The sequence below is a fragment of the Pantoea sp. X-Soil-MYKO-1289 genome (assembly GCF_059730625.1).
The window spans coordinates 1932892-1954553 of sequence record NZ_AP036004.1; the positions used below are offsets into that span (position 1 = coordinate 1932892).

29 protein-coding genes and 3 pseudogenes are annotated in these 21662 nt (G+C 56.8%); 18 read left to right on the forward strand and 14 right to left on the reverse strand.

Annotated elements, in window-relative coordinates; genetic code table 11:
* Position 1: 1 nt before the first annotated feature.
* Both AC6I7Z_RS09250 and AC6I7Z_RS09255 read right to left on the reverse strand, forming a co-directional pair.
* Entirely contained in the window at positions 2-1282 is a 1281-nt protein-coding gene (locus tag AC6I7Z_RS09250) for an SrfA family protein (RefSeq protein ID WP_497813963.1), read from the reverse strand.
* Between the two features lie 162 nt (positions 1283-1444).
* Entirely contained in the window at positions 1445-2620 is a 1176-nt protein-coding gene (locus tag AC6I7Z_RS09255) for a benzoate/H(+) symporter BenE family transporter (RefSeq protein ID WP_497813964.1), read from the reverse strand.
* Positions 2621-2712: 92 nt separating this feature from the next.
* On the opposite strand from AC6I7Z_RS09255, the gene AC6I7Z_RS09260 reads away from it, so the two are divergent.
* The 4 genes from AC6I7Z_RS09260 to AC6I7Z_RS09275 all read left to right on the forward strand — a co-directional run bounded on the left by AC6I7Z_RS09260 (position 2713) and on the right by AC6I7Z_RS09275 (position 5406).
* Complete coding sequence (locus AC6I7Z_RS09260; RefSeq protein ID WP_497813965.1) at positions 2713-3270, forward strand: helix-turn-helix domain-containing protein; 558 nt, start codon at positions 2713-2715, stop codon at positions 3268-3270.
* Between the two features lie 66 nt (positions 3271-3336).
* Positions 3337-3768 carry a MarR family winged helix-turn-helix transcriptional regulator gene (locus AC6I7Z_RS09265; RefSeq protein WP_313590732.1) on the forward strand — a complete coding sequence of 144 codons (432 nt, stop codon included), beginning with the start codon at positions 3337-3339 and terminating at the stop codon, positions 3766-3768.
* 11 nt (positions 3769-3779) lie between these two features.
* Positions 3780-4337 carry an isochorismatase family protein gene (locus AC6I7Z_RS09270; RefSeq protein WP_497813966.1) on the forward strand — a complete coding sequence of 186 codons (558 nt, stop codon included), beginning with the start codon at positions 3780-3782 and terminating at the stop codon, positions 4335-4337.
* A gap of 1 nt (position 4338) precedes the next feature.
* Positions 4339-5406, forward strand: a complete 1068-nt coding sequence (locus AC6I7Z_RS09275) for an AbrB family transcriptional regulator (RefSeq protein ID WP_497813967.1) — start codon at positions 4339-4341, stop codon at positions 5404-5406.
* Between the two features lie 35 nt (positions 5407-5441).
* Here the strand turns inward: AC6I7Z_RS09275 and pqqU are convergent.
* Positions 5442-7310 (reverse strand): annotated as a pseudogene (gene pqqU / locus AC6I7Z_RS09280) (TonB-dependent receptor PqqU); the annotation flags it as partial.
* Between the two features lie 186 nt (positions 7311-7496).
* Here pqqU and AC6I7Z_RS09285 point away from each other — a divergent pair.
* On the forward strand, positions 7497-8675 hold the full coding sequence (locus tag AC6I7Z_RS09285; RefSeq protein ID WP_497813968.1) for a tyrosine-type recombinase/integrase: 1179 nt from the start codon (positions 7497-7499) through the stop codon (positions 8673-8675).
* On the opposite strand, the gene AC6I7Z_RS09290 is transcribed toward AC6I7Z_RS09285, so the two are convergent.
* The 11 genes and pseudogenes from AC6I7Z_RS09290 to AC6I7Z_RS09340 form a co-directional block, all read right to left on the reverse strand.
* Positions 8656-8847, reverse strand: coding sequence for a helix-turn-helix transcriptional regulator (locus tag AC6I7Z_RS09290; RefSeq protein ID WP_497813969.1), 192 nt, complete (start codon positions 8845-8847; stop codon positions 8656-8658). The genes AC6I7Z_RS09285 and AC6I7Z_RS09290 overlap by 20 nt on opposite strands.
* Positions 8848-8893: 46 nt before the next feature.
* Complete coding sequence (locus AC6I7Z_RS09295; RefSeq protein WP_497815420.1) at positions 8894-9241, reverse strand: hypothetical protein; 348 nt, start codon at positions 9239-9241, stop codon at positions 8894-8896.
* Complete coding sequence (locus AC6I7Z_RS09300) at positions 9231-9473, reverse strand: hypothetical protein (RefSeq protein WP_497813970.1); 243 nt, start codon at positions 9471-9473, stop codon at positions 9231-9233. The genes AC6I7Z_RS09295 and AC6I7Z_RS09300 overlap by 11 nt, the downstream gene beginning before the upstream one ends.
* Entirely contained in the window at positions 9470-10108 is a 639-nt protein-coding gene (locus AC6I7Z_RS09305) for a nucleoside triphosphate pyrophosphohydrolase family protein (RefSeq protein WP_497813971.1), read from the reverse strand. The genes AC6I7Z_RS09300 and AC6I7Z_RS09305 overlap by 4 nt, the downstream gene beginning before the upstream one ends.
* A 47-nt stretch (positions 10109-10155) precedes the next feature.
* Positions 10156-10770 carry a hypothetical protein gene (locus tag AC6I7Z_RS09310; protein WP_497813972.1) on the reverse strand — a complete coding sequence of 205 codons (615 nt, stop codon included), beginning with the start codon at positions 10768-10770 and terminating at the stop codon, positions 10156-10158.
* Entirely contained in the window at positions 10763-10954 is a 192-nt protein-coding gene (locus AC6I7Z_RS09315) for a hypothetical protein (protein ID WP_497813973.1), read from the reverse strand. Before AC6I7Z_RS09315 ends, AC6I7Z_RS09310 begins: the two co-directional genes overlap by 8 nt.
* Positions 10954-11571, reverse strand: coding sequence for a hypothetical protein (locus tag AC6I7Z_RS09320; protein WP_497813974.1), 618 nt, complete (start codon positions 11569-11571; stop codon positions 10954-10956). The genes AC6I7Z_RS09315 and AC6I7Z_RS09320 overlap by 1 nt, the downstream gene beginning before the upstream one ends.
* 10 nt (positions 11572-11581) lie before the next feature.
* Positions 11582-11740 (reverse strand): DUF1317 family protein, encoded by a 159-nt coding sequence (locus AC6I7Z_RS09325; RefSeq protein WP_497813975.1) that lies wholly within the window; start codon positions 11738-11740, stop codon positions 11582-11584.
* Positions 11727-12431 carry a Mu-Gp12 family protein gene (locus AC6I7Z_RS09330; protein ID WP_497813976.1) on the reverse strand — a complete coding sequence of 235 codons (705 nt, stop codon included), beginning with the start codon at positions 12429-12431 and terminating at the stop codon, positions 11727-11729. Before AC6I7Z_RS09330 ends, AC6I7Z_RS09325 begins: the two co-directional genes overlap by 14 nt.
* Positions 12432-12641: 210 nt before the next feature.
* Positions 12642-12779: a hypothetical protein gene (locus AC6I7Z_RS09335; protein WP_497813977.1), complete on the reverse strand. Its 138-nt coding sequence runs from the start codon at positions 12777-12779 to the stop codon at positions 12642-12644.
* 167 nt (positions 12780-12946) lie between these two features.
* Positions 12947-13643, reverse strand: a pseudogene (locus AC6I7Z_RS09340) (XRE family transcriptional regulator).
* A gap of 98 nt (positions 13644-13741) precedes the next feature.
* On the opposite strand from AC6I7Z_RS09340, the gene AC6I7Z_RS09345 reads away from it, so the two are divergent.
* The 13 genes and pseudogenes from AC6I7Z_RS09345 to AC6I7Z_RS09405 all read left to right on the forward strand — a co-directional run bounded on the left by AC6I7Z_RS09345 (position 13742) and on the right by AC6I7Z_RS09405 (position 21582).
* Positions 13742-13996 (forward strand): helix-turn-helix domain-containing protein, encoded by a 255-nt coding sequence (locus AC6I7Z_RS09345; RefSeq protein WP_033750701.1) that lies wholly within the window; start codon positions 13742-13744, stop codon positions 13994-13996.
* 13 nt (positions 13997-14009) lie between these two features.
* The gene (locus AC6I7Z_RS09350) at positions 14010-14558 is read left to right on the forward strand and encodes a YmfL family putative regulatory protein (RefSeq protein WP_497813978.1); all 549 of its coding nucleotides are present in this window, start codon (positions 14010-14012) and stop codon (positions 14556-14558) included.
* A 186-nt stretch (positions 14559-14744) separates the two neighbouring features.
* Positions 14745-14921: pseudogene (locus AC6I7Z_RS09355) on the forward strand (DUF4222 domain-containing protein); the annotation flags it as partial.
* Positions 14917-15798 carry a conserved phage C-terminal domain-containing protein gene (locus tag AC6I7Z_RS09360; RefSeq protein ID WP_497813979.1) on the forward strand — a complete coding sequence of 294 codons (882 nt, stop codon included), beginning with the start codon at positions 14917-14919 and terminating at the stop codon, positions 15796-15798. The pseudogene AC6I7Z_RS09355 and the gene AC6I7Z_RS09360, both read left to right, overlap by 5 nt.
* Positions 15799-15812: 14 nt before the next feature.
* Positions 15813-16211, forward strand: a complete 399-nt coding sequence (locus AC6I7Z_RS09365) for a PerC family transcriptional regulator (RefSeq protein ID WP_497813980.1) — start codon at positions 15813-15815, stop codon at positions 16209-16211.
* The gene (locus AC6I7Z_RS09370; protein WP_497813981.1) at positions 16211-16333 is read left to right on the forward strand and encodes a hypothetical protein; all 123 of its coding nucleotides are present in this window, start codon (positions 16211-16213) and stop codon (positions 16331-16333) included. The genes AC6I7Z_RS09365 and AC6I7Z_RS09370 overlap by 1 nt, the downstream gene beginning before the upstream one ends.
* Positions 16330-17652: a ParB/RepB/Spo0J family partition protein gene (locus AC6I7Z_RS09375; RefSeq protein WP_497813982.1), complete on the forward strand. Its 1323-nt coding sequence runs from the start codon at positions 16330-16332 to the stop codon at positions 17650-17652. The genes AC6I7Z_RS09370 and AC6I7Z_RS09375 overlap by 4 nt, the downstream gene beginning before the upstream one ends.
* Positions 17649-17999, forward strand: a complete 351-nt coding sequence (locus AC6I7Z_RS09380) for a hypothetical protein (RefSeq protein WP_497813983.1) — start codon at positions 17649-17651, stop codon at positions 17997-17999. The genes AC6I7Z_RS09375 and AC6I7Z_RS09380 overlap by 4 nt, the downstream gene beginning before the upstream one ends.
* Positions 18000-18195: 196 nt before the next feature.
* Entirely contained in the window at positions 18196-18393 is a 198-nt protein-coding gene (locus AC6I7Z_RS09385) for a Lar family restriction alleviation protein (RefSeq protein WP_497813984.1), read from the forward strand.
* Positions 18390-18761, forward strand: a complete 372-nt coding sequence (locus AC6I7Z_RS09390) for a RusA family crossover junction endodeoxyribonuclease (RefSeq protein ID WP_497813985.1) — start codon at positions 18390-18392, stop codon at positions 18759-18761. The genes AC6I7Z_RS09385 and AC6I7Z_RS09390 overlap by 4 nt, the downstream gene beginning before the upstream one ends.
* 137 nt (positions 18762-18898) lie before the next feature.
* Entirely contained in the window at positions 18899-19780 is an 882-nt protein-coding gene (locus AC6I7Z_RS09395) for an ORF6N domain-containing protein (RefSeq protein ID WP_497813986.1), read from the forward strand.
* Positions 19777-20793 (forward strand): DUF968 domain-containing protein, encoded by a 1017-nt coding sequence (locus tag AC6I7Z_RS09400; RefSeq protein WP_497813987.1) that lies wholly within the window; start codon positions 19777-19779, stop codon positions 20791-20793. The genes AC6I7Z_RS09395 and AC6I7Z_RS09400 overlap by 4 nt, the downstream gene beginning before the upstream one ends.
* A gap of 21 nt (positions 20794-20814) precedes the next feature.
* Positions 20815-21582: an antitermination protein Q gene (locus AC6I7Z_RS09405; RefSeq protein ID WP_497813988.1), complete on the forward strand. Its 768-nt coding sequence runs from the start codon at positions 20815-20817 to the stop codon at positions 21580-21582.
* Positions 21583-21662: the final 80 nt, after the last annotated feature.

Below are 21662 nucleotides of genomic sequence, written 5' to 3' on the forward strand. Positions count from 1 at the left end.
GTTACTTACTCTCACGCTTAATCGTCATCGGGAAGGATTTTTCGTCGCTGAACAGCGCTTCGCACACGGCGGCGCCGTCTCCCGGCTTACACATCAGCTGCGGCATGCGGTAGCGCGAGCCGTCGCTGCATTTGGCCGTATAGCGGCTGCGCACCGAGAGCTGGCCGCTGCCGAGCATGGCGGCGGTGACCTCGTCGGCGCTGCAGCGCAGGTTATTGCCCTGGGTGACGGTGGCGCTGCCTTTGCCGCCGCTGAGTTCATAGTGCAGCACCGGTGACGCGCCGCCCGGCAGGGAGTTTTGCATCACCACGCGCCAGCGGCCGTCGACGACGCTAATCGCGCCGGTGCGGACATCCTCCACGCTCATTTTCAGCGCGTCGCCCGTGGCGGGAACGGCGGGCGCCACGACGCTGGCAAGCGTTGCGGAAGGCGCAGGCGTCTCGGCGGGCGCGGCGACGCTGGCGGGCGTCTGCGGCAGGGTGGCGGCGAGCTTCTGCGCGGCGATCAGCGCGGCAGGCGGCGCGATAGCGGCGGCCGCCGGAGCGGCGACAGGCGTCGGCTGATGCAGCCAGAAAGCGGCGGCGCCGGCAACGGCCAGCGCCACCGGCGCAAGATAGAGGAGGCGGAAGGCGCGGCGCTGTGTGGCCGGCGCAACCGATGCAACCGCGGGCGGCTCAACGACCTGAGGGGCTTCGACAATGGGTTCCGGCAGCGGCTCAGGCTCAGCGATCATCGGCACCATCGCCGGCTGCGGCTCGACGACAGTCAATTCCGGCAGCAGCGGCGGCAGCGACGCCTCCAGCGTATCGCGCAGGCAGGCGAGCGCATCGTCGCGCGTGCGCGCCTGCGCGTCGACAAAGCCCCAGAAGGTGATCACCGGCTTGCCGTCCACCAGGTAGACATACTGCTGATCGGGAAACTGCAGCGCTTTGCCCAGCAGCGCGCCGAACAGGCGCATCGCCGGATTCTCCGCCTCGCGGGCGCGGGTGCTGAGATCCTGCATCTCCTGCTGCGTCGCCGTCAGCTGTTCCAGCGCCAGACGGCGCTCGTAATCGCTGGCGGCCAGCCAGGATTTCACCTTGCCGCTGAAGGGCGCGTACCAGTCGAGGCGGTCGCCGCGCGCGTTGGGCTGAGGAATAGCCAGGCAGTTTGCCAGCACGGTCTGACGGCGCAGCCGCAGCGTTTCACGAATTTGCAGGGCGGATGCGTAGACCGGCTGGCCGTTTTCACCCAGCGCCAGCACCGCGTCAAGATTGCCGCTGCGCAGAAAAGTTTTTGCCACCTGTTGGGCCCTTATCGGTCGAAGTGTGAGGCAGAAAATCGTGTGATATCGGCGATTGAAGCGATGTTACGCGGAGAAAGGGCAAATCAAACGCCGGAAAAAAAGGGAATTAAGGGCGTTTATCGCGCGCTGCGACAAAAAATGCGCAGCGCGCCCAGGGGGTTAAGCGGCACGGCGCGTCAGCACGACATGCGCCGCCAGGCCGCCGACCAGCCCCCAGAACGCCGCGCCGAGGCCGAACAGCGACAGGCCTGAGGCGGTAATCAGAAAGGTAATGGCGGCGGTATCGCGCGTATCCGGCTCCGCCAGCGCGCGCGTCAGGCTGCCGCTGAAGGTGGAGAGCAGCGCCAGCCCGGCGAGGGTGGCGATCAGCGGCGACGGCAGCGCCACAAACAGCGCGGCGATAAGCGCGCCTGAAAGCCCGGCCAGCAGATAAAAAAGACCGGCCAGCGCGGCGGCCATCCAGCAGCGGCGCGGGTCGGAATCGACCTCGTCGCCCATGCAGATAGCGGCGGTAATGGCGGCGATGCAGACGGAAAAGCCGCCGAACGGCGACAGCAGCAGGGCGACCAGCCCGGTCCAGCTCATCAGCGCGGAGACCGGCGGCTGATAGCCGTGCGCCTGCAGCGTGGCGACGCCCGGCGCGTTTTGCGACGCCATGGTGACGAGGAAAAAGGGCAGGCCGACGCCGAGCAGTGCGGTCAGGCTAAAGTGCGGCATGATGCCCTGCGGCAGCGCGAAGCTCGCCATCTGCGCCGGAAAATGGATCGCGTGCCGGGCGAACGCCAGCGCGACGCCCACCGCCAGGGTGGCCAGAATGGCGTAGCGCGCCAGCCAGCGCCGCGCCAGCAGCCAGGCGAGCAGCATCGCCCCGCACAGCGCAACGTCGCTCTGCAAGCCGGTAAAAGCTTCCAGCCCGAAGCGCAGCAGGATCCCGGCGAGCATGGCGGAGGCCAGCGCGGGCGGAATGACCTTCATCAGGCGCGCGAACAGGCCGGTGACGCCGCTCAGCACGATCAGCGCGTTGGCGAAGATAAACACGCCGATCGCCTCATTGATAGAGAGTCCGTGCAGGCTGGTGGCCAGCAGCGCCGCGCCGGGCGTGGACCAGGCGCAGAGGATCGGCATGCGCGTCCAGAGCGACAGGCCCAGCGAGCAGAGGCCCATCGCGATGCCCAGCATCGACAGCCAGCCGCCGATCTGCGTCGGGGAAGCGCCGGCGGCCTGCGCCGCCTGAAAAATAATGGCTGCTGAGCTGCTGTATCCAACCAGTACGGCGACGAAACCCGACACCAGCATGGGAAAGGAAATGGCGGATCGCGCCGTTATGCGCTGCATAAGACCTCCACTGTGCGTTATAGCGCACATGGTAACAGTGTGCGCTATAGCGCTCAAGTGCTACACTGCCGCCATGATTTCAGGAGAACCTCATGGAAAATCTGCATCAGCATCTTAGCGAGGCGCTGAAACAGCTGCGTCAGGCCAACGGCTGGAGCCTGACGCTGGCGGCGGAACGCACCGGCGTCAGCAAAGCGATGCTCGGCCAGATCGAGCGCGGCGAGTCCAGCCCGACGGTGGCCACGCTGTGGAAAATCGCCACCGGTTTTAACGTTCCTTTCTCTTTTTTCATTCAGGGCAATGGGCTGCAGAGCGGCGATAGCGCGCGCTTCAGCCAGCCCAACGCGCAGATGACGGTACGCCCGCTGCTGCCTTACGACGCGCGGCTGCGCTTCGATCTGCTGGCGGTCGAGCTGGCGGCAGGCGCGCAGAGCGACTCCTCGCCGCACGAGCAGGGCTGCGTCGAGCAGGTGGTGGTGATCGAGGGCGAACTGCTGCTCGGCACGGGTGGCGTCTGGCGACGGCTGCAGGCGGGCGAAGCGCTGCAGTTCGCCGCCGACGTGGCCCACAGCTACCGCAATCCGCTCGCCACGCCGCTGCGCTTTCACAGCCTGATCCACTACCTGCAGCGTCCCGACCTTACAAATTGATACGAAGGCAAACTACACAGTTTACCTTCGTATCTCTATACTGGCGCTAACGTAAGGAGAAAGGCGATGAGCGAACTCACTGAAGCCGCCGCGGCGCTGCGCATGCTGACAGGCAAGCTAAGCCGTCGGCTGCGCGAATCCGCGCCGCCGGGCGATCTCACCTGGTCGCAGGTGTCGGTGCTGGGTTATCTGGTGCGCGACGGCGCGATGACCATCACCGAGCTGGCTGCTGCGGAAGGGGTGCGCACCCAGTCGATGGGCGCGACCGTCGCCAGCCTGCTGGCGGCGGGCATGGTGCAGGGCGAAGCGGATCCGCACGACGGCCGTAAAACCCGCTACTCGCCGACGCCGGCCGCCTGCGCGCTGATCGCCGCCAACCGCGCGATGCGCGACGACTGGCTGGTGCGCGCCATCGACACCCGGCTCAGCGCCGATGAGCGCCAGCTGCTGATCGCCGCGATCCCCTTACTGCAACGACTCGCCGACAACGCATCCTGAGAGGACTTTCCATGGCTCTGACTACCCTTGATACCCACACCGCACTGATTATCATCGACCTGCAGCACGGCATCGTTCGCCTGCCGGTGGTGCATGAGCCGCAGCCGGTGATTGACCGCTGCGCACAGCTTGCCGCGGGTTTCCGCGCCCGCCAGCTGCCGGTGGCGCTGGTCAATGTCGCCGGCGGCGCGCCGGGCCGTAACGAGCAGGGCAGCCACAGCGGCGAACTGCCTGCCGACTGGGCGACGCTGGTGCCGGAGATGACGCCGCAGCCGGGCGATATCACCGTCACCAAAAAAACCTGGGGCGCCTTTCACCATACCGATCTGCATGCCGAACTGCAGGCGCGCGGCGTCACCCAGGTGGTGATCTGCGGCATCGCCACCAGCATCGGCGTCGAATCCACCGCGCGTCAGGCGTATGAGTTAGGTTACAACGTCACTTTAGCCACCGACGCCATGACCGATCTCAACCTCGACACCCACAACAACAGCGTGAAGCTGATCTTCCCGCGCCTTGGCGAAACCGGTACCAGCGCCGAGGTGCTGGCGCTGGTCGACGCGCGCTAGCATGGCGACGGCGCAGGCGGGCCTGGCGCGCTGGGCCGGGCTGATCCTTAGCTCGGCGGCGCTGGTAGCGGTGCTGGAGTGGCTGCATATTCCGGCCGCGCTGCTGCTTGGCCCGATGTTCGCCGCCATCGGCTTTGCCGCCTCTGGCCGCACGCTGAAAATCGCGCGGCCGCTGTTTAACGGCGCGCAGGCGACGGTGGGCGCGATGATCGCCGCGGCGATCCCCGCCTCGATATTTCATGAAATTGCCGATGACTGGCCGCTGTTTGTGCTGTGCGTCGGCTCGGTGATCGTCGCCAGCCTGGCGCTCGGCGGCCTGCTGGCGCGCTTCCGCGTGCTGCCGGGCTCGACCGCCATCTGGGGCTCGTCGCCCGGCGCGGCAACCGCCATGACCCTGATGGCGGAGAGTTTCGGCGCCGACGTGCGCCTCGTCGCCTTTATGCAGTATCTGCGCGTGATGATGGTGGCGCTGGTCGCCACGCTGGTGACGCGCCTCTGGACCCACGAGGGCAGCGCGCCCGCCGCCTCGCCGGCGCTCGATCTCTTCGCGCCTTTCGCGCACACCGCCTTCCTCTTGACGCTGCTGACCATCGCCGCCGGCCTGCTGGCGGCGCGGCTGCTGCGCATTCCCGCCGGCCCGATGCTGATGACGCTGATTATCGCCTCGCTGGCGCAGGATATCGGCGGCGTCGATATCACGCTGCCGAAGTGGCTGCTGGCGCTGGCGTACGCCTTCGTCGGCTGGGGCATCGGCCTGCGCTTCAGCGCCGATATTCTGCGCTACGCGGCGCACGCCTTGCCGCGCGTGCTGCTGTCGGTGCTGACGCTGATCGCTATCTGCGGCCTGTTTGCTTTTCTGCTGGTGAAGTTTGCCGGTATCGATCCGCTGACCGCCTATCTGGCGACCAGTCCGGGCGGCGCCGATTCGGTGGCGATTATCGCCGCGTCGAGCAACGTCGATATGCCGTTTGTGATGGCGATGCAGACCGGGCGCTTTATCGTGGTGATGTTCACCGGCCCGATTCTGTCGCGCTGGATCGCCAACTGGATGGCGCGGCGCGCGCCATAAAAAAAAGCCCCGGTTTCTGGCCGGGGCGACAGGGCTTACTGAAAGGCGTAGCTCAGCGTCAGCCCGACGCTGTAATTGCGACCCGGCGCCGGTTCGAAGTAGCGTCCGTTGCCTTCGTTAACGATCACCGAGCCGACGTAGTTGCGATCGAAGAGGTTATCGACGCGGCCGAAGAGATCGAGCGTCCAGTTCTGCACCAGCCATTTGTAGCCGCTGTTAAGCGCCGCGACGGTATAGGCGGGCGCCTTCACGTCGTTTTCGTCATCGGCGGCGATATCGCTCATATAGCGCATCTCCGCGCCCGCATAAAAGCCCTGTTCCGGCGCGTAGGCCAGGCTGGCGTAGAGCATATTGCGCGCAATGCCGGGAATGCGGTTGCCGTCGCAGCTCGCGTCGCCGCAGGCGTTGCTGCGATAGCGCGCGTCGAGCAGCGTCCAGGCCGCCTTCGCGCGCCAGTCGGCGGCGAACTGCTGATCCACGCCCAGCTCCAGGCCGCGCCGGCGGGTTTGCCCGGCGTTTTTATAGGTGGTGCGGCCGCCGAGGCTGGTATCGGTCACGATTTCGTTTTGCGTGTCGGTCTGGAACAGCGCGGCGGTGATCAGGCCGTTGCCGATGCGTTTTTTGCTGCCCAGCTCGACCGTGTCGCTGGTCGCCGGTTTCAGGCCGGTATTCAGGCCGGTTTCGCCGTCGGCGCGATAGGATAGCTCGTTGATGGTCGGGGTTTCAAAGCCGCGGCCCGCCGAAAGATAGGCGTTCCAGCTGCTGTCGATCGCGTACTTCAGCGACGCGGCGGGCAGCCATTTGTGGTAGCGCGCGTCGCCGCTGTCGTCGCCGTTGCCGGCGGTAATGTAGTTGTCGTTGGAGTCGAAATTAACCGTGCTGTAGCGCAGCCCGGCGTCCAGCGACCATTTGTCGGTGAGCTGCCAGGCGGTCTGCAGGTAAGGATCCAGGTTCCACATCAGGTTGCGTTCGTTACGGCGAATGTTGCCCTTCACGCCGAGGTCGTCGCCGCTGAAGTTTTCAAAACCCTTGCGGCGCTCGGTCATGGTTTCATAGTCGAGGCCGCCGGTCAGCGTCACCGGCACGCTGAACAGGCTGTCGCGGTGGGTCCAGCGCGTGTCGATGCCCTGGTAGTGGCGCGTCAGATCGATCACGCCGCCAGGATGTTTCGGGCTGAGCTGCACGTTTTTCGGGATCGACTGATACTGGGTGGTTTCGCGGATGCCAGCGTACATCATCACGCTGAGATCGTCGTTTTCGCCCATCTGACGCTGGTAGTGCAGGCCGCCCTGGGTCTGATCGACCGTTTTGCGCGTGTTGTAGAGGGTGACGTTGCTGACCACCTGGCGCGGGTTGGCGCGCCACTGATCCGGCGTCAGGCCGCCGGGATCTTGCGCCTCGATATGCACGCTGTTGAACAGCAGCGTCAGGGTGCTGACGTCGTCGATGCGCACGCCCAGCTTCGCGTTGCCGAGGTTCTTTTGCGCCTCGCTGTGATCGCGGTAGCCGTGCGTGGTAAAGCGCGAGGCGGAAACGGTGTAGTTGACGTCGCCCGCCTGGGTGCCGTCGCCGGTCGCGCCGCTCGCCTTGACGCTGTTGCGCCAGCTGCCGTAGCTGCCGTACCAGCTGCCTGCTTCCAGCGTCGTCGGCTGCTGACCCGTCTGGGTATCAACGTTAATCACGCCGCCCGAGGCGTTGCCGTAGAGCGCGGAAAAGGGGCCGCGCAGCACCTCGATATGGTCGATCGATCCGATATCGATATTGGAGGTTTGCCCCTGACCGTCGGGCATGGTGGCGGGAATGCCGTCGACGTAGAGGCGCAGTCCGCGCACGCCGTAGGTGGAGCGCGAACCAAACCCGCGCACCGAGAGCTGCAGATCCTGCGCGTAATTCTGGCGGTTCTGTCTTGCATGTATCCATAGGTATTTTTATGTATTCATACAGCTATTAATGTATTTAAGCATTTGAAATTAAAATGGATAAAATGAACCTTCTGTATTCTTTGTTATTTGCGTGTCCTTTGGTGTATTCCTTTGTCCAACGATGATCAAGTACAATATGAGTACCAATAAAATAAGTTGAGTACATATATGGCCATCAGTGACACAAAGCTAAGAGGCTTGCACGGCAAGCCCTATGACGGACCGCCTGAGTTAACTGACGCAGATGGCCTGGGAATCCGCATCACTCCAAAGGGTATTATCAGCTTTCAGTACCGATACCGATTTAACGGCAAGCAACATCGCCTCGGGATCGGTCGGTATCCAGAAATTTCGCTGAGGGATGCCAGAATAAAAGTAGGAGAATTCAAGGAGTCGCTTGGAGCAGGGAAAGACCCTAAGCACCATAAGCCACAGGTTAAGTTTCGCCCAACGCTTCAAGACTGCATAAACTACTGGTGGAAAAATTATGTGCAGCAATCGCTCCGGGAAAGTACGCAAGAAGTTTACAACCGCGTAGTTCTGAACGAAATGGAAGGCGTGTTTGAGGGTATTCCTCTTGAGGATATAAACGTCAGTACATGGGTGGATTTCTTTACCCAAAAAGAGCAGGAAAACCCTGTTAAGGCCCGGAGGCTTCTGGTTAATCTGCGTGGTGCCGTAGACTGGTGTACACGAAGGCAATACATAGACAGTTCAAGCCTGCTTCGCCTTGACCCTAAAGACTTTGGCAAAAAACCAAGGGTAGGGGAAACAGTCCTGACCTATCGCCAGCTGGCCCAAATTTGGCTGGAAAATGAAAAAACCACGGCGACCGCGTCCTCTAAGCGTCTGGTTAAGTTGCTCATACTTTATGGCGCTCGAAATAGTGAGATGCGCGAAGCTCTAAAGCAAGAATTCGACTTCGAAGAAAACATTTGGACTCTGCCGGCCGCAAAGAGCAAAACAGATAAAATTATCAGGCGTCCTATTTTCAAGCATGCGCTGCCACTGCTTGAGGAGGCTAAGGCATCAGGAAAGGATATTCTTTTCCCGGGCGCTTACGATCGCGATATTCCCTTGTCGATTGGCTCGGCAACAAGATATGTCAGGCTATTGCGTAATCAGTTGAGCATCGGTGATTTTACGGCTCATGACTTCAGGCGAACTCTGGCGACCAGGCTTTCTGAGGAAGGCGTTGCGCCGCACGTAATCGAGAAGATGCTTGGACATGATTTAGGGGGCGTGCTTGCCGTTTATAACAAGCACGACTGGTTAGCAGAACAGAAGGCGGCATATGAGCTCTATGCAGAAAGGATATTTGAGCAACTTAAGCTGATTTCTGGTTAACGCCGCCGTTAAGTATCCAACCATCAACCTCGGCCAGTAAGTAAAGCTTTGGACGGCTTCTTACTGGTTTAGGGAACCCCATCTTATGGGTATATTTCCAGATGGTCATTCTGGATGAAACCTTTAGCTTATCCATAACCTCTTTCTCTGAAATCAAATCTGTATTGGCCATGCTATTTCTCCACTCCTGCTGCAACAGGTTAAGGCACCGTGACATGTCACGGTGCGATGTTTAATTTTGTCTCAAGCCAGCCGCTGGTGGTCCAGCACTGCGAATCCCCCTGGCACGGGCAGGCGCTGACCGGGAGGCGATCGCCACACTTCCCGCACTGGCGCTTTGCCAGCACTTCCAGCTGCTGCGCCAGCTCGGCCGCGTCCTGGCGAATAAGCAGCGCTATGTACTCATTCAGCTCATACGGTTCGCGACCGGGGCGGCGTGCGGCGCAGTTCTGCGCCAGCATCTCCAGTTCCTGACTATCTAGCGTCAGCTCCAGCTTCCGGTCGCCGCTGGCGGCCTGACGGGCACGCTGCGCAGCTTTGCGTTCGGCGGGGGATTTAACCTTTATCGCCCTCCGTATTCACCCAGCCTTTAGACGTGCTTCTTATTTTGCCCGCTTTGCGCAAAGCCTGCAGGCGGCGGTCCATGACCCTGAACGGCTCTTTACCGGCTTCCAGCTCTGCAAGGCGAAAACACTCGCTGACGAGCGCGCCAATATAGATTTCGGCGAAGCGCTTCGGCACATGCGTGATCGCGTGCAGAATCAGATCATCAAGCTTTTCGTATTTGTTCGGCATCATTCCACCTCCGGTGCTGCTGCCAGCATGGCATCCCATACCTGCTTTGTGGCAAGCTGCTGGTCGCCTGCATCGTACATAGCCGCTGTTGGCTCAACCGGCACGAGCTTCCATCCAGGAGGGGCTACGTGGTGAACGATTATCGTTTTCTCATCACTGCCAGCTGGGTCAAAACCGATATGCGCAGCTGTCGTGGTAGCGTTCAGGCGCTTAACCACATCAGGCGGAGTAAATCCGATCACCTGATCGCCTTCTTTCACCAGGCGAATGAGCATAGCCAGATTGTCAATCAGCTCCCCCTCTACGCTTAACCAGTCCTCACGACCTTCGGTATAATGAATAACGGCTTTGATAACCTCACCGCTTTCCTCCGCCACTTTGTTCAGGACATAGTTAGGTTGCGGGAATTTGCGCATAGCTTTGTCTGCTCGCAGCCTGGCTTCTTGCACCAGTTTTGCGAAATAATCATTAGGTACTTCTGGTTCGACAACGGGCGGGGCGATGGTGCTTAGACGGTTAAAAACCCACGCGTTATATCTCTCGACAGCTACGTCATCTGCGCTTCCGCAGTCAACAAGCTGCTCCACGATTTCGGCTGCCAGCGCCTTTCTCTGCTCTTCAGTATATGCCTGCATCATTCCCCCTCCACGCGCTTAAACTCGATCACCCACACCCACGGGTTAGCCTACCAGCTGTCAGCGCCGTAGATAGATTCCCATACGTGATGAAAATGTTCATGAGGTGTGGCGCTGTACATGTAGCCGGGGATAGAGCCGTGACCGCCGATGCACCCTTCAGCAATCGCATCCTGCTCCGTCATGCTATTCAACCGCTCGACCCGCACGCCGGTAATCTCCAGCGTTATGCGTGACGCCCAGCGCGGCATGTGGATGGATGGTCGGCACGTCCCTTTCGGTGGCTCTTTTCCGCCGTCTGCAGGGTAAATAATATTGGGCCATGGCCCATCTTTCAGGTCATGAGGGCGACCAGGGAAGCACCAGTCAGCATCGAAGGCTGCGAAAGCCTCACGCACCCAGAGGCGATCACCTACTGCACCAAACGGGCACTTAGCGAGAAATTGCTCTTTGGTGTAGTCGCACCATGTGCCGCTCTGGTTGCGCATTGAGAATACATGTTCGCCATACCACTTGTCGCCAGGCTCGCGATAATCGATAACCTTCTGCCCAGTGACCTGCATGTTTTTTGCCGGTGACTGGATGATCCGGCGCGTCTGCGTCTTGCTGCCGTTCAGTACGGCACGAACCATGTCGGCGTTAAAGATGATTGGGCGCTCACGCATCTTCTTCATCCTCTTCAACAGGCTCTACTTCCGTGCCATCGTAAGCCGCTTTGACGCTATTGGCCGCTGCGATAATGGCGTTGAACTGCTCCGGGTTAACCGTCACACCAGGGAACTGGCGCGAGACTTCAAAGCTAATGGCAGCAACGAGTTTCATCTGGTCGATGCAGATAGTGGTTTTCATCACTCACCATCCTTACCGGCGGTTATGTAATTCATCTCAACTTGTGCCAAACACTCAAGCGCGCGCTCTACGCCTTTATCCTGGTGGTTCATGGTGGCCATTATCATCTTGGCAGCATGGTTAACCGCCTCAGCCCGCACAGAGTTGAGCCAGGCGTCGGTGACTGGGGTGTCGGCTTTCATGATTTCCAGCGCGCGAGAGTGGCTGATGCTGTCTTTACTCTGCTCAGTAGCCCAGGCGTCGATTTCTTCTGTTAGCTTGAGGTTCGGAGCCTCAATACCCGGCCCAGCAACCGTGTTTTGCAGCCATTGCTCAACTTCATAAATGCGGCCGACACGCAGGTGCATAAGTGCCGTATGAATGCCTACCCAGTATTTATGCAACACCCAGGCATTCGAGAGTTCGCTTGCGGCTTTTGGCAGAAGATATGCATTCTCCGCTGCCAGCGCGTCACGCTGCTTACCGGCTTCAGCTGCTGCTGCGAGCGCGCAATCCAGGCGGGTGGCCAGTTCACTGACCATCTTTGCCCTGTCGATCAGCGGCGTATCTGCGTCCAGATTGGCTGCAAACTTATGACCTGCCGCTACCAGCTCTTTATTTGATAATTTATTCATCATGCAGGTGGCCTCAGTGGATAGTGATGTTGCGGTACATTTCCTCAGCCATGCGCTGAGCTTTAATCGGGTTCTTAACCAGCTCACCATCCGGGGCGATCCAGCCGCCGAAAATTTTGGAGTAGGGGAAGATGATGATCCCTACTCTAATGTCGTCGTTAGGCGATTTCATTCTGGCGCTCCCGTTTTGCCTGGTCGAACTCGCTGCCGAGTATTTCGATAGCGCCTGCGGTGGTTTTAGGCGTTGCTGAGGTTTCAACGTAGATTGCGTCACCATGTCGGAAGTAGGTGATGCCGGTAAAAAGTAAGGTTCCCCAGTCGAGCCCGATAAGTGGGAAGAAAGCGGCTTTATCGACGTCGATTTTTGGTCGCTGTGCATTCCAGAGAGCCTGCAGAGCCTTGTGCTCTTCAGCCATTCCGACTGGCGCCTTACTTTTAGGCCAGCATGCAAAACCAGTGCGGCTCGATGCTTTTGTCCAAAGATCGGCGGAAAGGAAAATGCCGCCTGAGAATTTGACGCCATAAAAAACTTCTCGGACGCCATCAGAATTGAAAACAGGTTTTGCATCAAACATGGATGCAAATGAGGTTCCCGCATCGCGCAGCAACTTCGCATCGCTCTGTAGTTTTTCCCAACCTGCCAGAGCTTCCGCGCTGGTAAATTTAAAAAAGCCCATAAAACTTTCTCCACACGATTTTTGATTGCATGAATCCCTTGCCAGTGACGGCAATAAAAACTGAGGGATTCGCTTAAATAGCTGTTGGGTTACTGCAATAACCCACAGCCTGATTTCTCCACACCGAAACATCGAAGGGAATTGTGGTGGCCGGAGCTTCCCCGGCTTGCTGGTATTTGCCGCCATACTTTCAGGCGCGTCCCAAGTATCCTATTCCCAGCCGACCGGCTATTACGGCTGCGCATAAGTGCGCATTCACCACAATGGAGAGAGCACTGTCAGAACGCCGCTGGCGCTATACCCGCCTTTGGCCAATGCTCTTTCCTGTTGTGAAAAAGAGGGCGGTTAAATCAGATTGCGAACTGAAGAAACCGCCAAACAACACACCGTCATCCATCAAAAAACCGGCTTCACTGCCGGGCTATCGACACAGCACTCCAACAACACGATCCCCATATCCCCATCGCAAACCAGCTCGGCATCCGGGAACAGGTACAGAAAAGTGATCAGGTCCCAAAACTTGGTGTTGCTCATGTTCTTGACCATTCTCATCTCAACATCCGTAAGTAACCGCTGATGAGGGAAACAATAATGCGAATATGCATATAACGCAAGTGGTAAAATGCGTTATTTGCAAACAATAAATGTTAAAGACGCAAAAAAGCCCGGCAGAACCGGGCTTATCGGGTTTTAAGGAGCGGTTAGCCGTGTCGTTTGAAGGATTGCGACTGGCTGATCATGACCTTGCCGAAAATATAAAAGCGATGCTCATTCGATTCATCAATGAACCAGTCACGGTATCGGGTATTGTCAGAAATGACGACGATTTTATCGGGAACCATCTGTAAGCGCTTTATGTGAATTTTTCCATCGAAACCAAACACATAAATTCCATCACCATCAAACTGATTCACTGAAACATCTACGAAAACCAGATCTCCTGGCTCGATAGTGCCCGACATACTGTCACCGCGGACATTAACCATCTTTACCGTAGTCGCAGGCTTACCGCCGAAGAAGTTTCTTGGCGTGCTCAGTGTTGTACTCAATAGAGCGAATGACATCGATAATGTCACTACCAACAAAGGCTCCTGGGCCAGCACTTACATTTACATCAAGCAAATCCACACGATACACATCCCCCCCTTGTATAACCTTGACCATATCCTTACTGTTATTATATACAGTATTTTTTGGATCGGAGGGAATAAATAATTCACCTAGGCTCACATTTAGCGCATTCGCTATTTTATTAAGCGATTGCTCGGTAAAGGATTTTTGCTTTCCTGTCTCAAGACGTGAAATGTTCGCCTGGTCAACACCTACGGCATCAGCCAGATCGTTCATTGTCAGCCCGCGCGCAAGCCGCAGTTCTCTGATTCGATTTCCTATATTCATGTGCCTATTTAATGGCTGGTTTGCATGAAACGCAAATTAACTTGCGCAATCCGCCAGCATGAAATAATATGCGAATTACGCAACTAAGGGGGTTAAAAATGTCTTCACCGTTACGAAACTTGCGCAAGTCGCAAGGCAGAACACTAAGTGAAGTGGCCGGCGCCATCCATCTGGATGTAGGCAACCTGAGCCGTATTGAGCGCGGTCTGCAGGTGGCATCACTGGATGTGGCAGAGCGCCTGGCTTTGTTCTTTAAAGGCGAGATCAGCGAGCTGGAAATTCTTTATCCCCAGCGCTACCTGACCAGCACCGAGACTTTAACAGCTACGCCATCCGTAGCGAAACCACAGTAGAGAGGGCTTAGCCGTGGGTAAACCTGACTGGCAAATAGAAAAGCAACCAGCCTGGCTTGTTGCTGCGATCCGTAAAACCATCACCAGTATGCCTGGCGGTTATGCGGAAGCAGCTGAATGGCTGGGCATCACAGAGAACGCGCTCTTTAACCGTCTGCGTCTTGAGGGCGACCAGATATTCCCTATGGGCTGGGCGATGGTTCTTCAACAGGCCAGCGGAACCAAATACATCGCCGACGCAGTGTCGCGTCAGTCGAACAGCGTAAACGTCCCGATGGTGGATATCGAAGATGTTGATAACGCCGACATCAACGAGCGCCTGATGGAGTCAGTTGAGTGGATCGGCAAGCATTCAGCCTATCTGCGTAAAGCCACAGAGGACGGGGTGATTGATGCAGCTGAAAGAGAGCAGATTGAGGAGAACAGCTATCAGGTAATGGCTAAGTGGCAGGAGCATCTGACGTTGCTATATCGCGTTTTTTGCCCGCCAGATAAGGCGAACGCCCCAGGTTGCAGCCCGGAGCGTTCAGTTGCGACCAAATCACTTGGTGTGGAGAAATAATCGCATGGTCAATTTAAACAGATTCCATCCTGTTCCGCAATTTAGGTGCCTGCCGTCGGCTGGTGGCCGAGTGAATCAGGAGCCGCTGCGGTATGTGCTTAATGTACCCGGATGCAGCGAAGAGGTGAACCACAGCTTTGTAGAGTGGGCTGTGGGTGAGTCACACCGTCAACTGGGATTAACGAAATGCGCGAGCTCAACCGAAGGTTTAAAGACAAGCGCGGCGTTATCGTCCGCGTCGTTCGCTGGGAACCTGAAACAAACCGCGTTATCTACCTGCGCGACAACTATGAACATGGCGAGTGCTTCAGCCCACTTGACCAGTTTCAGCGCAATTTCAGGGAAGTAGGGGCAGAGCATGAGTCTACTTCTGAAAGTAAAACCGCTAGTCATCAGCCCAGTGCTGGCATGCCGTATCGGGCTGAATGAAGCCATCGTGCTTCAGCAAATCTGTTACTGGCTGGAAGACACCACCTCTGGCGTTGATCATGACGGTCGCCGCTGGGTCTACAACACTATTGACGAATGGACAGAGCAATTCCCGTTCTGGTCGGAAAAGACAGTCAAGAGGGCGCTTTCCTCATTGAGAGGCAAGGGGCTTATTTATGTCGAGCAGCTGAAGAAAACCCAGCATGATCGGACAAATTTCTATGCGATTAACCACGCAAGCCCACTACTTTCCGATGGGGACAAATTGACCCCATCGAAGAGGGCAAATTGTCCCGCTCGAAAAGGTCAATCCGTCCCTATGGATAAGGTCAATTTGAACCCATCCAGCGGGTCAAATTGGGCCGCTCTTACAGAGAATACAACAGAGAATACTACAGAGAGTACAACAGGGACTTCTTGTCAGGTTGCTGCGCAACCCGACCGCGATGTTGAACTGACTGATCGCGCTAAGAAGGTTCTGGCTCACCTCAATATGACCACCGGCGCCAAATTTCAGGTTTGCAAATCATCCCTGGAGAATATCCGTGCACGGCTGGCAGAAGGTTATGAGCTCGGTGAGCTGTTGCTGGTGGTCGATTATAAAAACGCACACTGGCAGAACACTGAGCAGGCCCAGTATCTGCGCCCAGCAACTCTGTTCATACCCAAAAACTTCCCTGGCTATCTCCAGTCTGCGACCAAGTGGGATAAATCAGGGCGCCCACCATGCGTGAACGGCAAATGGCAGCGCGATGTGATGCAAATGCCCAGCGCTAATTACGAAATCCCCGATGGCTTCCGTGGCGCTTAACAGGAGACGCGACGATGAATACTGAGCAAATGATTCTGGCGTACCTGGTAGAGCATCCGGGCCTGACGGCTTCCGAACTGGCGAAGGGGATGAAGGCGAACGTGAGAACGGTACGCGAAGCAGGAAAAACACTGGTGGCAATGGGCGAAGTCTACCTGGACGTGAAATTCCGTTACTACCGGGTTGAAGAGGCAACAGCTGTAGACGCCGAATACGCGCGCCTGAGCAAGTTGGCTATGTCTCTTCAGGCTCGCAACTGCTGGAGCCGCGCGGCAACAGTCTGGCTGAACGCGATGGACGCAACGGCTAAGCCTCGCTTTCGTGATCAGGCTGTAGCGCGCCGCAGGATGTGCATGCAGAAGGCAAAAGCCTTGAGGCCGAAGCCGAGCGCCGACGCATGGGGTGGCATCTGATGAAAGCCTATGTACTGCGCCATTACGAGCGCAACGTGATTTTTTACCAAAGCATTCGCACTGCGGCCCTGATGATCGCCGCGCTGATCGTTACCCTGTCCTGGGAGCTGGCAACCAAATGACTAACTTAGCAAGAATTTACGACAACAAAGCAAAGACCGAAACCAATATCACTACCCGCAAAACTTACCTGCTGGGCGTCGATGAGCTGTATGTCGAAAGTGGTTACAACATCCGTGAAATTGACCAGACCCACGTCGAAGAATTCCGCGATGCCTTCATCGCCGGCGAACACGTGCCTCCGCTCGCTGTGCAGGTCACTGAGCAGGGCATTAAGATCATCGACGGTCATCACCGTTACCACGGCGCGCTAATGGCGAAAGAAGCTGGTTATGACATCCGCCTGGAGTGCAAAGATTTCGTAGGCTCCGAGGCCGATCGCATCGCCTTCATGGTCACCAGTAGCCAGGGCCGCGCGCTGGAACCACTGGAGCGTGCAGCAGCTTACCAGCGCATGAGCAATCAGGGCATGGAACCGGCAGAAATTGCGAAGAAGGTGAAGCGCTCTATTGCTGACGTGGAGCATCACTTGCAGCTACTGACGTCTGGTGACGAGCTGATCGCCATGGTGAAAAACAAAGAGGTCGCAGCGACTACTGCCGTGGCGCTGGTGCGTGAGCATGGGGTGAAAGCTGGCACCGTGGCCAGAACAAAGTTGGATAAAGCTAAAGCGACTGGTAAGAAAAAACTGACCAAAGCCGATGCGATGCCGCAGTTCAGCGCCGCGCGGGCTCGCCGCCTTGTTGAATTGCTTTGTGATGCGCAGAACGGAGAGACCGACGAAGGACACACAGCGCTATTCATCGATCCGAACTGTGTTGAAGAAGTTATGGCCATCATTGCTGAATACCGCTCAGGCATTCCCGCCGTCGCCTCTCAGCCGATCGTTAACGCGGATAGCCAGTATGACGAAAACATGCCACTAACCCGCGCTGGCATCCTTGAGCAAAGCGGCATTGAAGTATGGGCCTGCGCAGCTGCGATGTTTGGCGACAAAGACATTTACCCGTTTCAGGAGTCCCGATTTGCGCATACCTGGGCGGCGGACTCTTTCGAAAATCCAGCGGTAGTGGTAGTGCCAGCGGAGATTCTTGCCAAAGCACAGCGCCTGAAGCAGAAAAAGCTGGAGAACACTGAGCTGAAAGCGTGGGTGACCGCTCAGTATCCCGACCTGGACGCTGCAGAAGTTATGGATAAGTTCAACCGCTTCAGTTCAGTAGCCATCGAGACGCGCCTGAATACTGAAATGACCATGGCGGAGTTTATCGGGCTGGTGGAGCGTGCTGATAAATCATCGTGGGAAAATATCCGCATGCTGCGCGCCGCCGTCGCCGAACTGGCCGGGCAGATGACGATTCCTGACATTGGAGGAGCCGCGTGAGGAATCCGATCACTGAACAGCTCCATGCGGGCTGGTTAGAGAAACTGGAAGCCGACAGGGTCAATGCAGTGAAAGAGCGAGCAAGGATGTTCGCTTTCGACTACAAGGCCGCCAAGAAGGTTTTCAAAGGTTTCACAGCTGAGTATCAAACCAATGGCTGGGTAAGAATTTACGTAAGTAGAGCCTTCCTGTCGGGAATGGCAGGGCTTAAAACTTTTAAGCAAACTGGTTCGGATTACTACGAGCACTACTCCAGAAATATGGGTATTTACCTGCCATCCGGAATTGGCGATGAGGCATATTTAAAGATGAATCTTCCTGCGCTGGTAGCCGGGAGGGTGAAATGAGGAGTGGCACATTCAACCAGGCAATAATGGTCGCAATAAAGATCTCTGTATTGTGGGCGCCCATTAGCATTTTGCTGTTCATAGTAATTTATGGAGGAGATTCTCGCCTTCAGTGGTGGCAAGGGATTGTGTCATGTGGGCCTGCATTGGCTGTTTGCTTGGTTGAGCTTATTTGCTCATTACGGGAGCGCAAGGCATGATCACTAAGAATGAATTGGAGCCGTGTCCGTTCTGTGGTCGATCCGACTTGCTCCACATTGAAAAGCATCCCAGGAGCAGATTCTTGCATGTGCACTGCTGGGCATGTGGCGCAAATGGCCCCGCTAAGCGTGCCATGACAGAGAAAGAAGCCTATGCCAGCTGGAATCAGCGCAACAAGCAGGAGGAAGCATGAAGCTAACTCTGCCGTTCCCGCCCAGCGTCAACGGTTACTGGCGGGCTACCAGCCAGGGTATGAAAATTAGCGCCTCCGGGCGCTCTTTTCGCATCAATGCCTTCGCAGCCGTCATAGAGCAACTTAAGCGCGCACCTCAACCGATTACAGTGGGCGTTGAAGTAACTGTGATCCTTTACCCACCCGACAAGCGGAGGCGCGACCTAGACAACTACCAGAAGGCGTTGTTCGACAGCCTTACCCATGCGCGCATCTGGGCTGACGACAGTCAGATAAAGAGATTCACTGTAGAGTGGGGCATGCTCACCAAAGGCGGCAAAGTGGAGGTAACAATCACGGAATTTCAATCAGCTGCCGAATGCACATAGGTAGTACTTTTCATTTCGAAATCGTTATGATGGTTATGCCGGTTAGCGTTTGCAGACGCTGCCGGCAAAGGTTGGTCCCGTTCATTTGCAGATGAGGGGGCGGGACCGGATAAAACAAATGGTGTGGAGAGCAAAATATGCCGAATCAGGTACTGGGCGCAACTGCGTCTGGCGTAAACCCCGTAGTTATCTCTTCGAACGCTTCAGTTAGCGTTCCCGTTCTCATGTACCGCGATCAGCGGGTGATCACCACTGAGCTATTAGCCAGAGGCTATGGCACTGACGAAGCCAACATCCGTAAAAACCTTTCACGCAACGTTGGTCGTTTTGTCGAGGGGATTCATATCTTCACCGTGGATGGTGACGAGCTCCGCGATTTGCGAGTGACTAATAGTCACGCACAAATTTCATCCAAAGCCAGAAGCCTGACGCTATGGACAGAGAAGGGCGCCGCGCGCATGTCCAAAATCGTCGATACGGATGAGGCATGGACCTTCTTTGAAGGGCTGGAGGACAGTTATTTTCGTCTCAGAGAGGTCGGCGGGCTTCTACTGCCGGACATGAACGATCCGATTAAGCTGGCGCGCGCATGGGCTGATGCTATGGAAGCGAAGCAGCAGGCCGAAGTGCTGACCCATCGGCAAGCCCAGTATATCGATCACCTTGAGAACCTGTTTAGCGATGGGCTTTCTCCTGTCCAGTTCTGCAAACGTCTTAACGGCGTGAACGTCAGCAGGGTGAGCGCATACCTGCAGGAGTCGAACTGGCTCTATGACGACAACCCCAACGGGAACCATGCTCACTGGCGCGTACGCTCTCAGGCGCGCGATAAATATCTCACAGAGAAAAGCAGCCAGATTAACCCGTCATCGGCGGCCAGCTTCACCAGCTACCAGCCCGTTCTGCTGCGTGAAGGCGCGGTGTGGCTTTACCGTCGCTATCTCAAAGGCCAACTGCCTATGAAGCGCTCCTGGAATGGCGAGTTCACCCACGATAAAGAACTGGCGGGCAACGCATGAGGGCAATTCTCACACCGGAAGTGGCACCGCGCACAGGGATAGTCCTGTTCAAGCCTGGCTCAGAACTGATGAGCTTGTTTCGTGGACGCGTACTCATCAGCACGCCGACTGGTGATATGGCTGACCTGCCGTCAGGGAAAATCAACGATGGCAATCAGCCCTTGCTGGATGATCCGCTACTGAATTCATTTTTCCGCCATGAGCGCGTTATTGCCGCCGCTGGTGGCTTTTCCGATCTTACTGTCTGGGTAGCCATGATTAACGCATGCCAGTGCGATGACGGCGACGGCTTCCACTTCCACGAAATGACAACGCTTGAAACAGAAGACGGCGTGCTGTCGCTCTGCTACCACCATGACAACAAGCTGCGCAATAACGGCGTATCTGGCGAAATGGAGGAGGTTGCTGCCGCGAACGTCGCAGCGTGGATCATTCACAGCGCCTGCCTCGATATGGGCCTGCATGCTAACCACACGCTGACCTTGCCCGAACTGTGCTGGTGGGCATCCATCAAAGACGTAATCGACCTGATACCCGAAGCGCCGGCGCGCCGCGTTCTGAAGATGAAGGCAGTGCAGGTGGCTACCGGAACGCTGAAGGAATCACTGATTGCGCCAGAGCGTCCGGGCCGAGAGGTTTTGCAAGAGGTCGGGGAAGTCGTGAAGAAGGTTATAGGCCTGGCGGCAGACCCGGAGTCGCCGGAATCGTTTATGCTTCGTCCAAAGCGTAAGCGCTGGGAAAGCGAGAAGTATACGCGCTGGGTAAAGGCGCAAAAGTGCGCCTGCTGCGGTAAGCAGGCAGACGATCCGCACCACATCATCGGACACGGTCAGGGAGGAATGGGAACGAAGGCGCATGACTTATTTGTGATACCGCTTTGCAGAGCACATCACGATGAGCTGCACCGGGACATGAGGGAGTTTGAAAGCAAATATGGCAGCCAGATTGAGCTGCTGTTCAGGTTCCTCGATCACGCGATTGCAGTCGGCGTTATCGGGGCAGATAAAAAATAAAGGGTGTGGAGAAGGATTAGCATGAAAATTGAATCGGCGTTAAAGCATTTCAGCCCAAAGACTATGAACATCAGCGACACCTCGCGTGCGACAGCGTCAGAATCGCTGACGGGTACAGACGTGATGGGTGCCTTCGGTATGTGCCAGTCAAAATCTCCATTAGGGGTGGCGGCCGTTCTGGCTAAAGCCGGGCTAGGCGAAGAGGACAAAACGCGCGCCATTAATTATTTACTGGCTTATGCGCGTAGCTCGGTTCCCCGTCTGATCATCAAAGGTGCAGGCGCTAAGTTGCTGCCTTGTCTGACCGTAATGTGCAAACTCGCTTTTGAAGAATACACACGCTCCGCTGCGTCTAAAAATGCCTGTCCAGATTGCGAGGGACGAGGCATTACCAAAAGCATCGCCAATGTGATGATTCATCCGGGCTGCGGCGAAAAGACCCCGCCTAAATATCGCCTCGATACAACAGAGCATCAGTGCGTGACATGTCACGGCAAGGGTTTCATCAGCGCGCGCTGCCGTTGCAACGGAACTGGACGCGTTCGCGATCTTGAAAAGTCAAAGCTCAGCGGTTGCCCGGTTGAAAAAGAATGCGATCGCTGCAGCGGTAAAGGGTTCAGACGCAAACCATCCAGTAAGGCCTATAAGGTCGTCAGTATGATTGTCCCGGATTTGCATGTCAGGACGTGGGAGCGCAACTGGAAACCTTTCTTCGACGCGCTAGTTTCAAAGCTGGAAATGGAAGAAAGCCACGCGGATGCGGCCTTTAAATCGGTGACACGCCAGTAACTCCGTAAAAATTATTATCCATATGGCTGAATAAAAGAGTTGATTTTGTCGCAAAATGGATTAATATCGTTCCCATAGTG